This window comes from Variovorax sp. PDC80, assembly GCF_900115375.1.
Taxonomy (GTDB): Bacteria; Pseudomonadota; Gammaproteobacteria; order Burkholderiales; family Burkholderiaceae_C; genus Variovorax.
On the sequence record NZ_FOWG01000015.1, the window covers coordinates 217584 to 232696 of the forward strand.

The following is a 15113-nucleotide window of genomic DNA, read 5'->3' on the forward strand; positions in this document are numbered from 1 at the left end:
CGCCATGGACCGCATTCCCATCCTGCGCATGGGCGACATCCTGCTGGTGACCATCCAGGTCGACATGCAGGACCAGACCGCGCTGCAGCTGCAGGACGACCTGGCCGGCCAGATCGCCAAGACCGGTGCCTCGGGCGTGATGATCGACATCTCCGCGCTCGAGATCGTCGACTCCTTCGTCGGCCGCATGCTGACCAGCATCTCGGGCATCGCCCGCATCCTGTCGGCCACCACGGTGGTGGTCGGCATGCAGCCGGCGGTGGCGATCACGCTGGTGGAACTCGGGCTGTCGCTCGATGGCGTGAAGACGGCGCTCAACGTCGAGCGCGGCATGGAGATGCTGCGCCGCGCGCGCCTGGAGAACGCTCTTGGCCGCTGACCCCACGGGCACGCTGCCGCTGCTGTCCGAGCAGAACATCGTGGCCAGCCGCCAGATGGTGCGCGCGCTGTGCCAGGAGCTCAAGCTCTCGCTGGTCGATCAGACCAAGATGATCACGGCCGCCAGCGAGCTGTCGCGCAACGCGCTGATCCACGGCGGCGGTGGGCGCATGCGCTGGGAGTTCGTCGAGCGCAACGGCCGGCGCGGCCTGCTGCTGCACTTCGAGGACGAGGGCCGCGGCATCGAGGACATCGCGCTGGCGCTGACCGACGGCTGGACCAGCGGCACCGGCATGGGCCTGGGGCTGCCCGGCAGCAAGCGGCTGGTGAACGACTTCGAGATCGAATCGGCGCCCGGCGTCGGCACGCGCGTGAGCATCACCAAGTGGAAGTGATCGCGGGCTGGATCCACAAGGCGTTTCCGATCGACGATGCCAGCCGCATCGGCGAGGCGCGGCGGCATGCGGCGCAGGCCGTGGCCGAGATGGCCTGGAACGAGGTCGACGCGGGCCGGGTCGCGCTGGTGGTCACCGAGCTCGGCACCAACCTGCTGCGGCATGCGAACAAGGGCCGGCTGCTGATCGCCGCGCGGCCGCAGATGCATGAGCTCGAGATCGTTTCGATCGACGAGGGACCGGGCATCGAGAACCTCGCGCTGTCGATGCAGGACGGCCACTCCTCGGGCAACACGCCCGGCACCGGCCTCGGCGCGGTGCGGCGGCTGGCCGACGAGTTCGACATCCACTCCGCCGTGCCCGAGGGCACGGTCTGCGTGGCGCGCGTGCGCGAGGCGCGTGGCCGCGGCGCGGGCGAGACGCCGGGTGCGCAGCGGCTGCAGATCGGTGCGCTGTGCCTGCCGGCACCGTACGAATCCGTCAGCGGTGATGCCTGGGCCGCCACGGTCTCGGACCAGGACGACGCGTTCTGGGTGCTGCTCGCCGACGGCCTGGGCCATGGACCCGAGGCGGCCAAGGCGGGGCAGGCCGCGGCCGAGGTTTTCGCCGAGACGCCGCAGCGCGACCTGCGCGACACGCTGCAGCAGATCCACCAACGGCTGCAGACCACGCGCGGCGCGGCCGTGTGCGTGCTGAGCCTCGATACGGAGAGCGGGCGCATCGCCTGGTCCGGCGCCGGCAACGTCGTCGGGCGCGTGCTTTCGGGCACCTTCGACAAGTCCATCGTGACCCAGCACGGCACCGCCGGCATGCAGATCCGCAAGCCCGAGACCGCCACGCTGGAGCTGCCGCCGCATGCGCTGGTGGTGCTGCACAGCGACGGCATCGAGATGCGCTGGCAGGCCGAACGCATCCGGCCATTGCTGCAAAAGGACCCCACGCTGGTCGCGGCCGTGCTTTTGCGCGACCATACGCGTCACCGCGACGATGCGACGGTCGTGGTTCTGCGGCGAAAGGAATGGCAATGAGCAGCAGCGAACCCGGAACCGCGCACGACACCGATGCCTCGGCACTGACGCGTCAGCTGGCCGAGAGCCGCCAGGAGAGCGACGACCTGCGCGCCGAACTCGAGGAAACCAACCGCGGCGTGGTGGCGCTCTACGCCGAGCTCGATGCGCAGGCCGAGCAGCTCAAGAAGGCCACCGAGCTCAAGAGCCGCTTCCTGGCCTACATGAGCCATGAGTTCCGCACGCCGATCAATGCGATCCGCAGCATCACGCGCATCCTCAATGACCGCATGGACGGCCCGCTCACGGCCGAGCAGGAAAAGCAGGTCGGTTTCGTCGAGACCATGGCCTCGGAACTCGCCGAGATGGTCGACGACCTGCTCGACCTGGCCAAGATCGAGGCCGGCCGCGTGGAGATCTCGCCGGCCTGGTTCGAGATGGTCGACCTGTTCTCGGCGCTGCGCGGCATGTTCCGCCCGGTACTGGGCAACCCGGCCACCGCGCTGATCTTCGAGGAGCCCGAGGGGCTGCCCAAGCTCTATACCGACGACCGCAAGCTGTCGCAGATCCTTCGCAACTTCATCTCGAACGCGCTCAAGTTCACGCCCGAGGGCGAGGTGCGCGTGACCGCGATGCGCGTGGGCGACGACCGCGTGCGCTTCTCGGTGGCCGACACCGGCATCGGCATCGCGCCCGAGCACCATGCGGCCGTGTTCGACGACTACTCGCAGGTCGATTCGCCGGTGCAGAAGCGGCTGCGCGGCACCGGCCTCGGGCTGTCGCTGAGCAAGCAGCTCGCCACGCTGCTCGGCGGCCACGTCGAGCTCGAGAGCGCGCTCGGCGAGGGCTCGACCTTCTCGGTCACTCTGCCGGTGCAGCTGCGGCGCCGGCCCGGCACCGAGGCGCAGGGCGGCGAGGACGGTTGGGGCTGGAACGGACAGGGCGGCCCCGGTAACGAACAACACGCGGGGCAGGCATGAACATCGACCCCGTCATCAACATCACCATCGACCGTTCGCAGCACACGGTGCTGGTGGTCGACGACAACCCCACCACCCGCTACGCCACCGCGCGTGTGGTGCGCGCGGCCGGCTTCCATACCCAGGAGGCCGGCACCGGTGGCGAGGCCGTGCGGCTGGCGCCGAAGAACATCTCGGCCGTGGTGCTCGACGTGCACCTGCCCGACTTCAGCGGCTTCGAGGTCTGCCAGCAGCTGCGCCAGCGGCCCGAGACCTCGACCCTGCCAGTGGTGCACCTGTCGGCGACCTTCGTGCGCAACGAGCACAAGGTGGCCGGGCTCAATGCGGGCGCCGATGCCTACCTGGTGCACCCGGTCGAACCTCCGGTGCTGATCGCCACGCTGCAGGCGCTGATCCGCGCGCGGCTGGCCGAAGAGAAGCAGCGCGCGAGCGAGGCGCGCTTTCGCGCCATCTACGACCAGGCGCCGCTGGGCATCGCGCTGGTCGACGCCCAGGGGCGTTTCGCCGACGTCAATCCCGCGATGGTCGGCATGCTGGGCCGGCCGCGCGAGACGCTGATCGGCCAGGCGGTCAGCGCCTTCGCGCCGCCCGACTGGACCGCCTTCGTGCACGACCACACCGTCGAGAACGACGACCCGCTGCAGCCCCTGGCGACCTGGACCGGCGAGTTCCCGCTGCTGCGTCAGGACGGCCGCTGGACCCGCCTCGAATGGACCATGTCCACGGCCATCGAGCCGGGCCTGCGCGTGGGCATCGCGCTCGACGTGTCCGAGCGCTTCGAGCTCGAGACGCGCCGGCGCGAGGTGCTCGAGCGCGAACAGGCGGCGCGCGCCTCGGCCGAGCGCCTGAGCCGCACCAAGGACGACTTCGTGGCCGTGCTCTCGCACGAGCTGCGCAACCCGCTCAACGCCATCGGCGGCTGGGTGCATCTGCTGAAGGTGGGCAACCGCGCGCCCGAACAGATGGAGAAGGGCCTCAACGCCATCGACCGCAGCGTGAAGGCGCAGGCGCGGCTGATCTCCGACATCCTCGACGTCTCGCGCATCAGCTCGGGCAAGCTGCGGCTGCACCGCGAATGGGTGGACCCGGCCGCGCTGGTGAGCGCCTCGATCGAGGCCTCGAACGCGGCCGTGGCCGCGAAGAAGCTGCTCATCCACTTCAACCAGGAAGGCGCCGAGCAGGCCGCCTGGCTCGACGGCACGCGCTTCCAGCAGATCGTGTGGAACCTGCTGTCGAACGCCATCAAGTTCTCGAACGAAGGCGGCCGCATCGTGGTCGACCTGGTGCGCAGCGGCGACCGGCTCCTGCTGTCGGTGCAGGATTTCGGCCGCGGCATCGCGAGCGACTTCGTGCCGCACCTGTTCGACCGCTTCTCGCAGAGCGACTCGCCCGACAACCGCTTCCACGGCGGGCTCGGCCTCGGGCTGTCGATTGTCAAGAACCTCGCCGAGCTGCATGGCGGGCAGGTCTCGGCGCACAGCGAGGGCGAGGGCAAGGGCGCCACCTTGCGCGTGTCGCTCGGCGTGGTGCCTGACGGCGACGGCGGGATCATCCTGCTCGATGCGCGGCAGTCGTCCGCCGATTCGCCGTCGGACCACCTGCTCGCGGGGCTCGAGGTGCTGGTGGTCGAGGACAACGCGGACGCCAGCGAAATCCTGGCCGTGGTGCTGTCCGACGCGGGCGCACTGGTGCGCATCGCGCCCGACGTGGACGTGGCACTGCAGCTGCTCGACCAGAAGTGGCCCGACGTGCTGGTGAGCGACATCGGCCTGCCGGGCCGCGATGGCTACGACCTGATCCGCGAACTGCGGCTGCTCCAGGTGGAGCGCGGCAAGCCACGGGTGTTCGCGATCGCGCACACGGCCTTCACCCGGCCGCAGGACCACGGCAAGGCGACCGAGGCCGGCTTCGACGTGCACCTGGGCAAGCCGCTGCAGCCGCATGCGCTGATCACGCTGATCAACCAGCGCCACGGCTGAGCGCGGCCTCCTAGGCCGCCGGGCCCTCCACGAACACATCGGAATGGAAGTCGGCGGCATCGAGGCCGCAGCGCGCGAGCGCGGCCTCGCGCACCGCCGTCACCATCGCGGGCGAACCGCAGCAGTACAACGCGTGCCCGCGCAGGTCGGGGCAGGCCTGCACCAGGGCCTCGTCGGCCCGGCCGCGGACCTGCTCGGCGCCCAGGCTGTCATCCGCCGTGGCGTCTTCGTCACTCAACGCCGCGATGAAACGCAATGAAGGCCACTGCCGCTGCCAGCGCGCGATCGCGGCGGGCAGATAGATGTCCTGCGCCCGGCGCGCGCCCCAGAGCAGCGTGATCGGCCGGTCGACGCGGCGCTTCATCAGGTCGTCGAGGATGGACTTGACTGGCGCGAAGCCGGTGCCGCCGACCACGAAGACCAGCGGGCCGGTGTCCTCGCTGCCACCGGCCAGCGAGAACGCGCCGAACGGCAGCTCCACCTCGAGCACATCGCCGCTCGTGAGCTGCGGCACGCGCGCGCTGAAGGCGCCGCCCGGCACGTGGCGCACATGCAGCGTCAGCGTGTCGCTCTCGTGCGGCGGATTGGCCATCGAGTAGCAGCGCGTGCTGCCGTCGTCGAGTTTCAGCTGCAGGTACTGGCCGGCCTGGAAGCGCGCGCGCTGGCCCGCGGGCAGCCGAAGCTGCAGCAGCGAGACGTCGGGCGCCGCGAGCTGGTGGCGGAACACCTTGGCCGCGAAGCGCTTGCGCGCCGCGGGATCGACGCGCCGCCACGACACGGGCCGGATCTCGAGCGCGGGACTCGCGGCCGTGCACATGCAGAACAGCACCTGGCCCGGCCCGCAGGTCTCGTTGACCATCGCGCCGCGGCCCGCGGACGCGACCTCGCCGTGCGCGACCGTGCCCGCGCAGTTGCCGCACACGCCCTTGCGGCAGGAGTGGGGCAGCTCGATGCCGGCGCGCAATGCGGCGTCGAGCACGGTCTCGCCCTCGTTGCCGTCGAAGGCCAGTTCGCTGTCGGCGATGGCGATGCGGTGGCTCATGGCATTACCTCGCCGGACACGGTCGGCAGACCCGACAACAGCGCGATGGTGCGCAGCACGGCCTCGGGGCTCGCGATGCCGCGGCCCGCGATGTCCATCGCGCTGCCATGGCCCACGCTCGACAGCAGCGCGTCGGCGCCGATGCTCAGGGCGCTCGCGGCGCGCGGCGCCAGCAGCTTGACGGGGATGTGACCCTGATCGTGGAACATCGCGACGTAGAGGTCGTGCGCGCGATCGGCGAGCAGCAGGTCGGCGCCCGCGGGGCCGTCCACGCGCAGGCCCTCGGCACGCGCGGCCTCGACCGCCGGGGCGACGATCGCCGCATCCTCGGGCCCGAACAGCCCGCCCTCGGACGCGTGCGGGTTGATGCCGAACACGCCGATCGAAGGCCGAGCCACGCCGAGCGTCGCGCAGGCCCGCGCGCCGGCACGGATCGCCTCGGCCACCAGCGCGGGCGTCATGCGCTCGAGCGCGCTGCGCACGCTCTCGTGCAGCGTCGCATGCACGATGCGCAGCCCGCCGCCCACGAGCATCAGGAACACGCGGTCCTCGGCCATGCCGCAGACGCGCGCCACCAGCGAGGGATAGCCGCTGAAGGCGATGCCGGCGCGGTGGATCGCGGTCTCGTGGTGCGGGCAGGCGACCACGGCATCGACCTCGCCGCGCCGGCAGGCCTGCAGCGCGGCCGTGGCCGAGGCGACTGCGGAGGCGCCTGCTGCGGCGTCGATGTGTCCGGGGCGGGCCTCGAAGTCGTCGGTCGCGACCAGCCTGGCGTCGCGCAGCAGCGCATCGAGGCCGAGCTGCGCCGCCGTGCGCTCGAACACGCTCGGCGGGCCATACAGAACGATGCGTGCGCGCGTCTCGACCGGCAGCGCGGCCAATGCCTTCAGCGCGATCTCGGGTCCGATGCCGTTGGGGTCGCCCGCGGCCAGCGCGAGATGGCGCGGCGCGTGAATGACGGATGCCGTGGTCACAGCGGCAGCGCGAGCAGGGTATCGGTCACCGTGCTGTCGCACACGGCCACGCGCGACTGCAGCAGCAGGCGGCCTTCGCGGCGCACGAAGCGGTCCTCGTAGCTGCCGGTGGCGAACATCTCGGTCTGTCCCGTGGCCATGATGCGCGCCACCATGAAGGGCGTGCGCGCGCGTGCCGTATCGGCTTCGGCCTCGAGCAGCAGCGGCATGCCCAGCAGGTGGCGGTAGCGCTGGCGCTCGTAGATGTTGGCCTCGCGCAGCGCGGCGATGCGGTCCTCGAGCATCGCGCGCGAGTCGGCGTAGACGATGCCCGCGGGCAGTCCCTCGCGCTCGTTCTCGACGTGGGTGATGCGGTAATGGCAGTCGTCGGCGAAGAAGTCGGGCCAGCGCTCGAGCGCATCGCTGTCGATGGCATCGGCATAGGCCGCGTTGAAGGCGCACAGCGCCAGCAGGTCGATCATGGGTGTTCTTTCCTCGTCGGGTGCTCAAGCGCCCATGTGCTGCCGATAGGCCTTCCAGAAGCCGCGCACCGAGGCCTCGGTCGCGCGGCCCTCGCTCGAGACGGCACCGTCGCCGCCCATCTCGACGATGGCCTCGTGGTCGGCCGCGCCCGCGATGCCGCGCTGCACGAAGCCGCCGACCGCGCCGTCCTCCATCGAGATGAAGCCCGCGGGCCCGACCAGGTTCGACTGCTTGAGCCGCACGCGGCGCTGCGCGGGCGTGTCGTCGACATAGCCGATGTAGGTCCAGTTGAGCTCGGTGCGCGCGCTGCCCTTGGGCAGCACCTGGCGCACCGCGAGGCAGTTCTGGATCTGCTGCAGCACGAAGCCCGGGAACACCGAGAGGATCTGCAAGGTCACGCCGTCGTCGTACTCCTTGAAGCCCGCGAGCACGCTCGGGTCCTTCAGGCGGTAGCGGTCGTTGTCGGAGCGCAGCGCCTGTTCCTTGTACGAGGCATCCTTTTCCGCGGCCGCGTCGATCATCGAGTAGCTCACGTGGTGGCCACCGCTCTCGTCGACGATCACGCCGCCCTTCTGCGACAGGCGGTTGAGTTCGAAGGTGGTGAAGAACAGGTGCAGCAGGCTCGCGTGGTAGCTGTCCTTCACGTTCTCGACGTAGAGTTTCCAGTTGTTGGGCAACGCCTGCGTGAAGCGGCCGATCACCTCCACCGGCTTGTGCAGCACGCGCTCGATGCGCGCGCAGATCTCGTCGCCGAGGTACTCCTCGATCGAGGGCACGTCTTCGGAGAAGCTGCCGAACACCAGCCCGCAGAAGCGCGCGATGCGCAGCTTGCGCGGCCCGTGCGCCTCCTTGCAGAAGCTCGCGGGCATGCCACCCTGGCCCTTCACGCCCTTCTCGAAGGCCACGCCCTTCAGGTCGCCCTGGCGGTTGTAGCTCCAGGCGTGGTAGACGCACTGGAAGTTCTCGCTGCGGCCCGACTTCTCGAGCGCGATCAGCGCGCCGCGGTGCGCGCAGCGGTTCTCGAAGGCATAGATCTCGTCGTCGTCGTCGCGCACCACCACCACCGGCGTCTCGCCCGCGAAGGTGGTGCGGTAGCTGCCGCCCTCGGGCAGCTCGGCCTCGAGGCACAGGTAGTTCCAGGTCTCGCCACGGAAGATGCGCGCCTGCTCGTCGGTGGCGACTTGCGCGTCGCTGTAGACGCCGAAGGGGATGCGCGTGAGGCCGGGCCCGGACCAGTGGATCGGTTGCGCGGGCGCGGTGGATGAAGCGATGGACATGGCGGGCTTACTCGAGGGTGACGTTGGCGCTCTGGATGACCTTGTGCCACTTGGCGGACTCGGCCTGGATGAACTGGCCGGTGCGGGCGCTGTCCCAGCCGCGCGGCTCGGCACCCTGCTCGGCGAACTTCTGCTTCACGTCGGGCAGCGCGAGCGCGGTGGCGATGGCCTTCTGCGTCGAGGCCACGATCGGTGCGGGCGTGCCCGGCGGCGCGACCACCGCGAACCAGGTCACGGCATTCATCGCGGGCAGCTTCTGCTCGGCGAAGGTCGGCGCCTCGGGAAGGGCAGGGCTGCGGTGCTCGTCGGCCACCGCGAGGATGCGGACCTTGCCGGTGCGCGCGAACTGCAGCGAGGAGGAGATGTTGTCGAAGAACACATCGACCTGGCCGCCGATCAGGTCCACCAGCGCGGGCGCCGTGCCCTTGTACGGCACGTGCGTCATCTCGGTGCCGGTGAGCTGCATGAACAGGCTGGCCGTGAGGTGCGAGGTGGTGCCGTTGCCCTGCGAGGCGAAGCTCACCTTGCCGGGGTTGGCCTTGAGGTAGGCGATGAACTCGGCCACGTTGTGCACCGGCAGCTTCGGGTTCACCACCAGCACATTGGGCACCGTCGCGAGCACCGTCACCGGCACCCAGCGCGTGGGATCGAAGCCCAGCTTCTTGTAGAGGTGCTGGTTGATCGCGATCGGCGCGGGCGGCGAGGCCAGCAGGGTCTTGCCGTCGGGCTCGGCGCGGTAGACCACGTCGGCGCCGATGTTGCCGCCGGCGCCCGTGCGGTTCTCGATCACCAGGCCGCCGGGGAACTGGTCGCGCAGCTTGTCGGCCACCACGCGCGGCAGGATATCGGCGGTGCCGCCGGCGGGGAAGGGCACGATCATGCGCGCGACCTTCTCGTTGGCGGTCTGCGCCTGCGCGGCGGGCAGCAGCGTGGGCAGCATCAGCGCGGCCAGGGCCGCCAGGCCGAGCGTGCGCGCGGCGAGTCTGTGGAACATCGTGTGTCTCCGTCTTGTTCGTGCATCGAGGGGTTTTCAGTGTCCTTGCGAGCCGGTGCGCGAACAAGCTAGATTTGCGCTATGCGCAAAAACGAAACCACCGCCCCGGGCGAGGACGAGGCCGTCCCTGACAAGAACTTCGTCGCCTCGCTCGAGAAGGGGCTGGCCGTGCTGACATGCTTCGGCCGCCAGCACAGCCGGCTCAACGTGTCGGAGGTCGCGCGGCTCACGCGGAGCACGCCGGCCTCGGCGCGGCGCTCGCTGCTGACCCTGCGCACGCTCGGCTACCTCGACAGCGACGGCAAGCGCTTCTGGCTGCTGCCGAAGGCGCTGCTGGTGGCGCATGCCTATCTGGCGTCGCGGCCCGAGCCTTCGGTGGCGCAGCCGCTGCTCGACGCGCTGTCGGAACGCACGCGCGAGTCGGCCTCGCTCGCGCTGCTGCAGGACGACGACGCGATCATCATCGCGCGCTCCACCGCGCGGCGCAGCCTCAGCACCGGCCTGGGCATCGGCTCGCGCCTGCCGGCCTATTGCGCGGCGCTGGGCCGCGTGCTGCTCGCGAGCCTGCCGCCCGAGGAGGCCGAGCGCCGCATCCGCGCCATGCCGCGCCCGCGGCTCTCGCCGCGCACCGTCACCGACGCGGCCGAGGTGCTGGCCATCGTCGCGCGCTGCCGGCGCGAGGGCTACGCCAGCAACGACGGCGAACTCGAACTCGGCGTGCGCTCCATGGCCGTGCCGGTGCGCGATCGCGCGCAGCAGGTGGTGGCGGCGATGAGCATTGCTGTGCGCACCGAGCGCATGACGCTGGTCGAATTCCGCGAGGCTTTCCTGCCGGCGCTGCAGAAGGCGAGTGCAAGCCTGAGCGCGCGCCTGTATCCGGGATGATGCGAAGCCGCCACCGGCAGGCGGCGATGCAGAATGCCCCCGTCGCCAGCGACCACAACCACGACAACAGCCTCATGAACCTGTGTTCCTCTTTCGCTCGCACCCTTCTCGCGGGCGCGACCCTTGCCCTGCTGGCCGCCTGCGCCGCGAACCCGCCCGCGGACCCCGGCGAATGGAAACCCAACCCGCCCAATCCCAATGCGCCGTATCCCGCCGAGTCGCGCACGAATGGCGAGCAGGGCATGGTGATGCTGCGCGTGCGCACCACGCCGGCGGGCAAGCCGGCCGCGATCGAGGTGCAGAAATCGAGCGGCTATCCGCGCCTGGACCGCTCGGCGGTCGAGACGGTGTGGAAGTGGCAGTTCAAGCCCACGCCCGACGACGGCACCGTGGTCTGGCGCGAGGTGCCGATCCGCTTCTTCATCACCTCGCTGCCGCAGCAGCAAAGGCTCGACTGAAAGTGCCGCCGCTCAGGCGGTGGCCGGCGCATCGTCCGTGAGCTGGCGCAGCGCCTCGCGCAGCTTGCCGAGGTCGGCCGGCTTCGAGAAGTGGGCGTCGAAACCGGCCTCGAGCGCCTGGCGCCGGTCCGATTCCTGGCCATAGCCGGTCAGCGCGATCAGCGCCATCCGGCGCGTGCCCGATTCGCGCTCTCGCTCGCGCACGCGCCGCGCGAGTTCATGTCCGCTCATGCCGGGCAGGCCGATGTCGAAGATGCCCGCGTCCACGGGCCCGGCCTCGAGCAGCTGCAGCGCCTCCTCGGCGCTGCCGGCCTTGCGCACCTCGTGCCCTTCGAGCGCGAACCACTCGGCCAGCACATCGAGCGCATCGAGGTTGTCGTCGACCAGCAGCAGGCGCAGCGTGGGCGCGCCGATGGCGGCCGCATCGGCGGGCGCTTCGGGTTCGGTGGCCGCGGCACCGGCCAGCGGCAGGCGCACGATGAAGCGGCTGCCCTGTCCCGCGCCGGCGCTCTGCGCCTCGATCAACCCACCATGCAGTTTCGCGAGGCTCTGCGCGATGGCCAGGCCCAGGCCCAGGCCGCCGGCGGCGCGCTGCAGCTGCTGCGCGCCCTGCACGAAGCGCTCGAACACGTGTGGCAGCAGCTCGGGCGCGATGCCGATGCCCTCGTCGGCGACCGACAGCTCGGCCTGGCCGCCGACCATGCGCAGGTCCAGCGCGATGCCGTCGGTGGGCTGGGTGAACTTGGCGGCGTTGTTGAGCAGGTTGCAGACGATCTGCACCAGCCGCAGCGGATCGCCGAGCACCGGCACCGGCTGGTCGGGCAGGCTCAGCCGCGGCATGCGCGCGCGCGGCTGCAGCGCGGGCTGCGTGAGCTCGATCGCCTTGGCGGCCACGTCGCGCAGGTCGACCGGTTCGGGCCGCAGCACGATCTTTCCCGACACGATGCGCGAGATGTCGAGCAGGTCGTCGACGAGTCGCGACAGGTGGCGCACCTGCCGCTCGATGATCTGGCGCTCGCGCGGAAAGGCCTTCTCGTCCTTGCGCTCGATCAGCGTGAGCGCGAGCGAGATCGGCGCCAGCGGGTTGCGCAGCTCGTGGCCCAGCATGGCGAGGAACTCGTCCTTGGCCTGGCTCGCCACCTCGGCCTGGGTCTGCGCCTTGCGGGCGCGCGCGAGCAGGCGCACGTTGTCCAGGGCCAGCGCGGCGCGCTGCGCGAGCTCGCCGATCAGGGCGCCGTCGGCCGGCGAGAAGCGCCGCTTCGAGCGGTCCTGCAGGATCGCCATCGCGCCGATGGTGCGGCCGCGCGCCACCAGCGGCACCACGCAGCCGGCCGTGATGCCCAGCATCTGCACGAAGCCGCGCAGTTGCGGGTCGAGCAGCTCGAAATCGCCGGGACGGTCGAGGTTGCCGATGAAGGTCTGGCCGCTGGCGATGGCCCAGGGGAACGAGCCCGGGCCCGTGGTCGGGGCCGCGCTGTTGTCCACGAACTTCGCGATCTCGGCGCTGCGCGCGGGGTCGGCATGGTGGGTGAGCTTGCGCTCGAGCACGTCGTGCTCGTCGAGCAGGTCGATGCGGCAGAGGTCGGCCACGTGCGGCACGATGATGCCGGCGATGGCCTGCAGGGTCGACTCCTCCTCCAGCGAGCGCGACAGCACCGCGCTCGCGCTCACCAGCCGCTCGAGCTGGGTCTGCGCCGCCTGCGCCACGGTGCGCGCCTCGCGCTCGGCGTTCAGCAGGCTGTCGCGCTCGGCCTCGTGCTCGGTGCGCTGGGTGGCGGCATCGGCCAGCGCATGCGCCACGGCGTCGATCTCGGCGATGCCCGAGGCATGGGGCGAGACCGGCAGGCCGTGCCCGAGCGCGTCGGCGCTGCGGCGCAGGCGCGCCATCGGCCGCGTGATCGAGCGCGACATCCACCAGGCCACGAGCGCGCCGAGCAGCAGCGACACCAGCAAGCCACCGCCATAGGCGACCAGGGTGCGGCGCAGCGCGTCGTCGGCCACCGCGGTGGGCGCGCCGAGCGCGACGATCCAGGGCGTGACGTCGATGCGCGCCACGGCCGTCTGCACCTCGGTGCCGTCGACGTTGCGCGTGGTGCCCACGTATTCGCGCCGGTCCTTCATCGTCTGCAGCAGCGCGCGCAGGCTGTCGCTGGGCGCGCGGCCGCGAAAGCGCTCGTCCTCGCGCGAGCGCGCCACGCGCGTCAGCGCCGCATCGAAGACCGAGACCGTCCAGCCTTCGGGCACGCGCTGGCGCGCCAGCACGGCGCCGATCGCCTCGGGCCGCACGATGGCGGTGAGCACGTAGCGCACCGTGTCGTCGCGTATCACCGGCACCCGCACCGCGAAGGCCAGGTTGCCGCGCGGTCCCGGCGTCAGCACGCCGATGCCGGGCTGGCGCGTGCGGATCACCTCGGCCAGGCTGGCGGCTTCGACCACCTCGCCGTCGGGTCCGGCCACCGAGCCCTCGCTGCTGAAGACCACCTTGCCCGAGGGCGCGATCAGCAGCACGCCGCGCCATTCGGGATGCGTGGCGCGCAGCGACTTGGCGAGCACCAGCGCGTCGATCAGGCCGCTGTCCTCGTTGGCGCCCAGCGGCTCGGCCAGCGCCAGCGCCTGCAGCGCCGAGATCGTGAGTCGCAGCTCGCTGTCGACCGAGGTGGCGAGCGCGCGCGCCACGCCCATGGTGGAGGTCTGGGTCTGCGCGCGCTGGGCCTGCAGCAGGCCGTTGAGCGCGAAGCCGCAGACGACGGCGAGCGGCAGCAGGGCCGCCGAGGCGACCAGCAGGAGCCGGACCGAGAGGGAGGGAGCGCGCATTCGCCTGAGGTGATCAACCGCGGAAGCGGTGATTGTTGCTCAGCCGGCGGGGGCGGCCATCCCGGGTTTTCGGTAGCTAGAAGGTCCAGCGTGCGCTGACCCGCGCGCTGCGCGGCTCCATCGGATGGATGTGGCGCCCGTCGATGCCGTCGCCGCAGGCACCGCGCGCCACCTCGCCCGCGCTGCACGAGGCATAGAAGTACTCGATGTCGTTGCCCTTGCGGCCCGCGAGGTTGAACACGTCCAGGCCCAAGGTGAGCTGCTTGTTCACTGCATAGCGCGCGCCGAAGTTCAGCAGCGTGGTCGCGCGCGAGCGCACCGTGTTCAAGGTGTCGAGCGCGCGCGGGCCCATGTAGCGCAGGCGAAGCGAGGCCGTCAGCGGGCCTTCGGTGTAGATCACGCCGGCCGCGAACACGCGCTCCACCGCGTTGTCGATGTAGTTGCCTTCTCCCTCGGGCGCCAGGCCCCGGAAGCGCGCGCGCGAGATCGCCGCATCGGCCTCGAAGCGCCAGCGCGAACCGAGCTTCCAGCGCAGCGTGGCCTCGATGCCGCGACGGCTGCTGGCGCGGCCGGGCTCGGTGGTGCCGGCGTCGCCGACATAGACCAGCTCCGAGTCGAGCCGCAACTGCCACAGCGCCGTGGTGAGGCTGAAGTCCTCGCTGGGCTGGAAGCGCCAGCCGATCTCGGCACCGCGCCCCTTCACGAGCGCGGGCACGCGCTCGGCGGGCAGGCCATTCGTCGGATCGACGTTGATCGTCGCGCCGCGCACGTCGTTGCTGTGGAAGCCCGTGCCCACGTTGAGGTAGAGCTCATGGGCGGGTGTCACGGTGAAGGCCAGGCCGGCCTTCGGGCTCACGAGTGAGTCGTGGCCGCGTCCGCTGTTGACGGGGCCATAGAGCGGCTCGCGCCCTTGCACGTCGTAGCGCAGCAGGTCGCCGCGCAGGCCCACGTAGCCGCGCCAGCGCTCGCTGAAGTTCACGAGCTGCTGGGCGTGAACGGAGAACAGGTCCTGCTGCACCTTGTCGTTGCGCACGGTCGAGATCCGCTCGCGCGCCACCGTGTTGTACAGGCCCACCTCGCCGATGCGGTCACCGCGCCAGCTGCCCCCGAAGCTCAGGACGCCATCGAGTCCCCCGATCTGATTGGGACGGCTGTGCGTGCCCTGCAGCCCGAAGACCCGCCGGCGATCGGTCTGCTCGAACTGGTCGCCCTGCTCGGGGTTGTTGAGGAAGTAGGTGAAGTCGGAGAACAGATCGAAGCGGTAGTCGATGACATAGCCGCTCAGTTGCGTCTGCCCCTCGGGGCTGTTGTCGAACCATTTGCCCGACAGGCTGATGCGGCGCGTCTTGCCGCCGTCGGTGGTGTTGAGCGAGCCGAAGCGCGAGAGCTCGCCACTGTCGACCAGCCGTTCGGGGATCTGGTCGGTGGAGTTCCAGCGGCTCTGGTAGGCCATGGCCGTGATGCTGAG

At 70.8% G+C, this 15113-nt stretch carries 14 protein-coding genes; 7 read left to right on the forward strand and 7 right to left on the reverse strand.

Annotated features, from left to right (window positions below; translation table 11 throughout):
• Positions 1-4: 4 nt before the first annotated feature.
• From BM109_RS34255 to BM109_RS34275, 5 genes are read left to right on the forward strand one after another with little or no spacing between them, the layout of a single operon-like run.
• Positions 5-379: an STAS domain-containing protein gene (locus tag BM109_RS34255; RefSeq protein WP_093353189.1), complete on the forward strand. Its 375-nt coding sequence runs from the start codon at positions 5-7 to the stop codon at positions 377-379.
• Positions 369-773, forward strand: a complete 405-nt coding sequence (locus BM109_RS34260; RefSeq protein ID WP_093353192.1) for an anti-sigma regulatory factor — start codon at positions 369-371, stop codon at positions 771-773. Before BM109_RS34255 ends, BM109_RS34260 begins: the two co-directional genes overlap by 11 nt.
• Positions 764-1801, forward strand: coding sequence for an ATP-binding SpoIIE family protein phosphatase (locus tag BM109_RS34265; RefSeq protein WP_093353194.1), 1038 nt, complete (start codon positions 764-766; stop codon positions 1799-1801). Before BM109_RS34260 ends, BM109_RS34265 begins: the two co-directional genes overlap by 10 nt.
• Positions 1798-2760 (forward strand): sensor histidine kinase, encoded by a 963-nt coding sequence (locus BM109_RS34270; RefSeq protein ID WP_093353196.1) that lies wholly within the window; start codon positions 1798-1800, stop codon positions 2758-2760. Before BM109_RS34265 ends, BM109_RS34270 begins: the two co-directional genes overlap by 4 nt.
• Entirely contained in the window at positions 2757-4739 is a 1983-nt protein-coding gene (locus BM109_RS34275) for a hybrid sensor histidine kinase/response regulator (protein WP_093353199.1), read from the forward strand. Before BM109_RS34270 ends, BM109_RS34275 begins: the two co-directional genes overlap by 4 nt.
• A 10-nt stretch (positions 4740-4749) precedes the next feature.
• On the opposite strand, the gene BM109_RS34280 is transcribed toward BM109_RS34275, so the two are convergent.
• From BM109_RS34280 to BM109_RS34300, 5 genes are read right to left on the reverse strand one after another with little or no spacing between them, the layout of a single operon-like run.
• Entirely contained in the window at positions 4750-5781 is a 1032-nt protein-coding gene (locus BM109_RS34280; RefSeq protein ID WP_093353201.1) for a 2Fe-2S iron-sulfur cluster-binding protein, read from the reverse strand.
• A complete protein-coding gene (locus BM109_RS34285; protein ID WP_256222958.1) occupies positions 5778-6755 on the reverse strand; it encodes a PdxA family dehydrogenase in 978 nt (325 codons plus the stop codon). The genes BM109_RS34280 and BM109_RS34285 overlap by 4 nt, the downstream gene beginning before the upstream one ends.
• Positions 6752-7216: an aromatic-ring-hydroxylating dioxygenase subunit beta gene (locus BM109_RS34290; protein ID WP_093353204.1), complete on the reverse strand. Its 465-nt coding sequence runs from the start codon at positions 7214-7216 to the stop codon at positions 6752-6754. The genes BM109_RS34285 and BM109_RS34290 overlap by 4 nt, the downstream gene beginning before the upstream one ends.
• Before the next feature lie 24 nt (positions 7217-7240).
• Complete coding sequence (locus tag BM109_RS34295) at positions 7241-8494, reverse strand: aromatic ring-hydroxylating dioxygenase subunit alpha (RefSeq protein ID WP_093353206.1); 1254 nt, start codon at positions 8492-8494, stop codon at positions 7241-7243.
• 7 nt (positions 8495-8501) lie between these two features.
• Positions 8502-9488 (reverse strand): Bug family tripartite tricarboxylate transporter substrate binding protein, encoded by a 987-nt coding sequence (locus tag BM109_RS34300; RefSeq protein WP_256222959.1) that lies wholly within the window; start codon positions 9486-9488, stop codon positions 8502-8504.
• Positions 9489-9569: 81 nt separating this feature from the next.
• On the opposite strand from BM109_RS34300, the gene BM109_RS34305 reads away from it, so the two are divergent.
• Both BM109_RS34305 and BM109_RS34310 read left to right on the forward strand, forming a co-directional pair.
• Positions 9570-10373: an IclR family transcriptional regulator domain-containing protein gene (locus BM109_RS34305; protein ID WP_093353209.1), complete on the forward strand. Its 804-nt coding sequence runs from the start codon at positions 9570-9572 to the stop codon at positions 10371-10373.
• 26 nt (positions 10374-10399) lie between these two features.
• On the forward strand, positions 10400-10831 hold the full coding sequence (locus tag BM109_RS34310; RefSeq protein WP_177239541.1) for an energy transducer TonB: 432 nt from the start codon (positions 10400-10402) through the stop codon (positions 10829-10831).
• Between the two features lie 12 nt (positions 10832-10843).
• Here the strand turns inward: BM109_RS34310 and BM109_RS34315 are convergent, their stop codons facing one another.
• Together BM109_RS34315 and BM109_RS34320 are read right to left on the reverse strand one after the other, a co-directional pair.
• On the reverse strand, positions 10844-13645 hold the full coding sequence (locus BM109_RS34315) for a hybrid sensor histidine kinase/response regulator (RefSeq protein ID WP_093353214.1): 2802 nt from the start codon (positions 13643-13645) through the stop codon (positions 10844-10846).
• Between the two features lie 76 nt (positions 13646-13721).
• On the reverse strand, positions 13722-15113 hold a 1392-nt coding region (locus BM109_RS34320; RefSeq protein WP_093353276.1), incomplete at its 5' end, for a TonB-dependent receptor.

Excerpts from the sequence above, each read along its gene's own strand:
- BM109_RS34255 (WP_093353189.1), top strand. The coding sequence starts at position 5 with ATGGACCGCATTCCCATCCTGCGCATGGGCGACATCCTGCTGGTGACC.
- BM109_RS34270 (WP_093353196.1), top strand. The coding sequence starts at position 1,798 with ATGAGCAGCAGCGAACCCGGAACCGCGCACGACACCGATGCCTCGGCA.
- BM109_RS34275 (WP_093353199.1), top strand. The coding sequence starts at position 2,757 with ATGAACATCGACCCCGTCATCAACATCACCATCGACCGTTCGCAGCAC.
- BM109_RS34280 (WP_093353201.1), bottom strand. The coding sequence starts at position 5,781 with ATGAGCCACCGCATCGCCATCGCCGACAGCGAACTGGCCTTCGACGGC.
- BM109_RS34290 (WP_093353204.1), bottom strand. The coding sequence starts at position 7,216 with ATGATCGACCTGCTGGCGCTGTGCGCCTTCAACGCGGCCTATGCCGAT.
- BM109_RS34295 (WP_093353206.1), bottom strand. The coding sequence starts at position 8,494 with ATGTCCATCGCTTCATCCACCGCGCCCGCGCAACCGATCCACTGGTCC.
- BM109_RS34300 (WP_256222959.1), bottom strand. The coding sequence starts at position 9,488 with ATGTTCCACAGACTCGCCGCGCGCACGCTCGGCCTGGCGGCCCTGGCC.
- BM109_RS34305 (WP_093353209.1), top strand. The coding sequence starts at position 9,570 with ATGCGCAAAAACGAAACCACCGCCCCGGGCGAGGACGAGGCCGTCCCT.
- BM109_RS34310 (WP_177239541.1), top strand. The coding sequence starts at position 10,400 with ATGCAGAATGCCCCCGTCGCCAGCGACCACAACCACGACAACAGCCTC.
- BM109_RS34315 (WP_093353214.1), bottom strand. The coding sequence starts at position 13,645 with ATGCGCGCTCCCTCCCTCTCGGTCCGGCTCCTGCTGGTCGCCTCGGCG.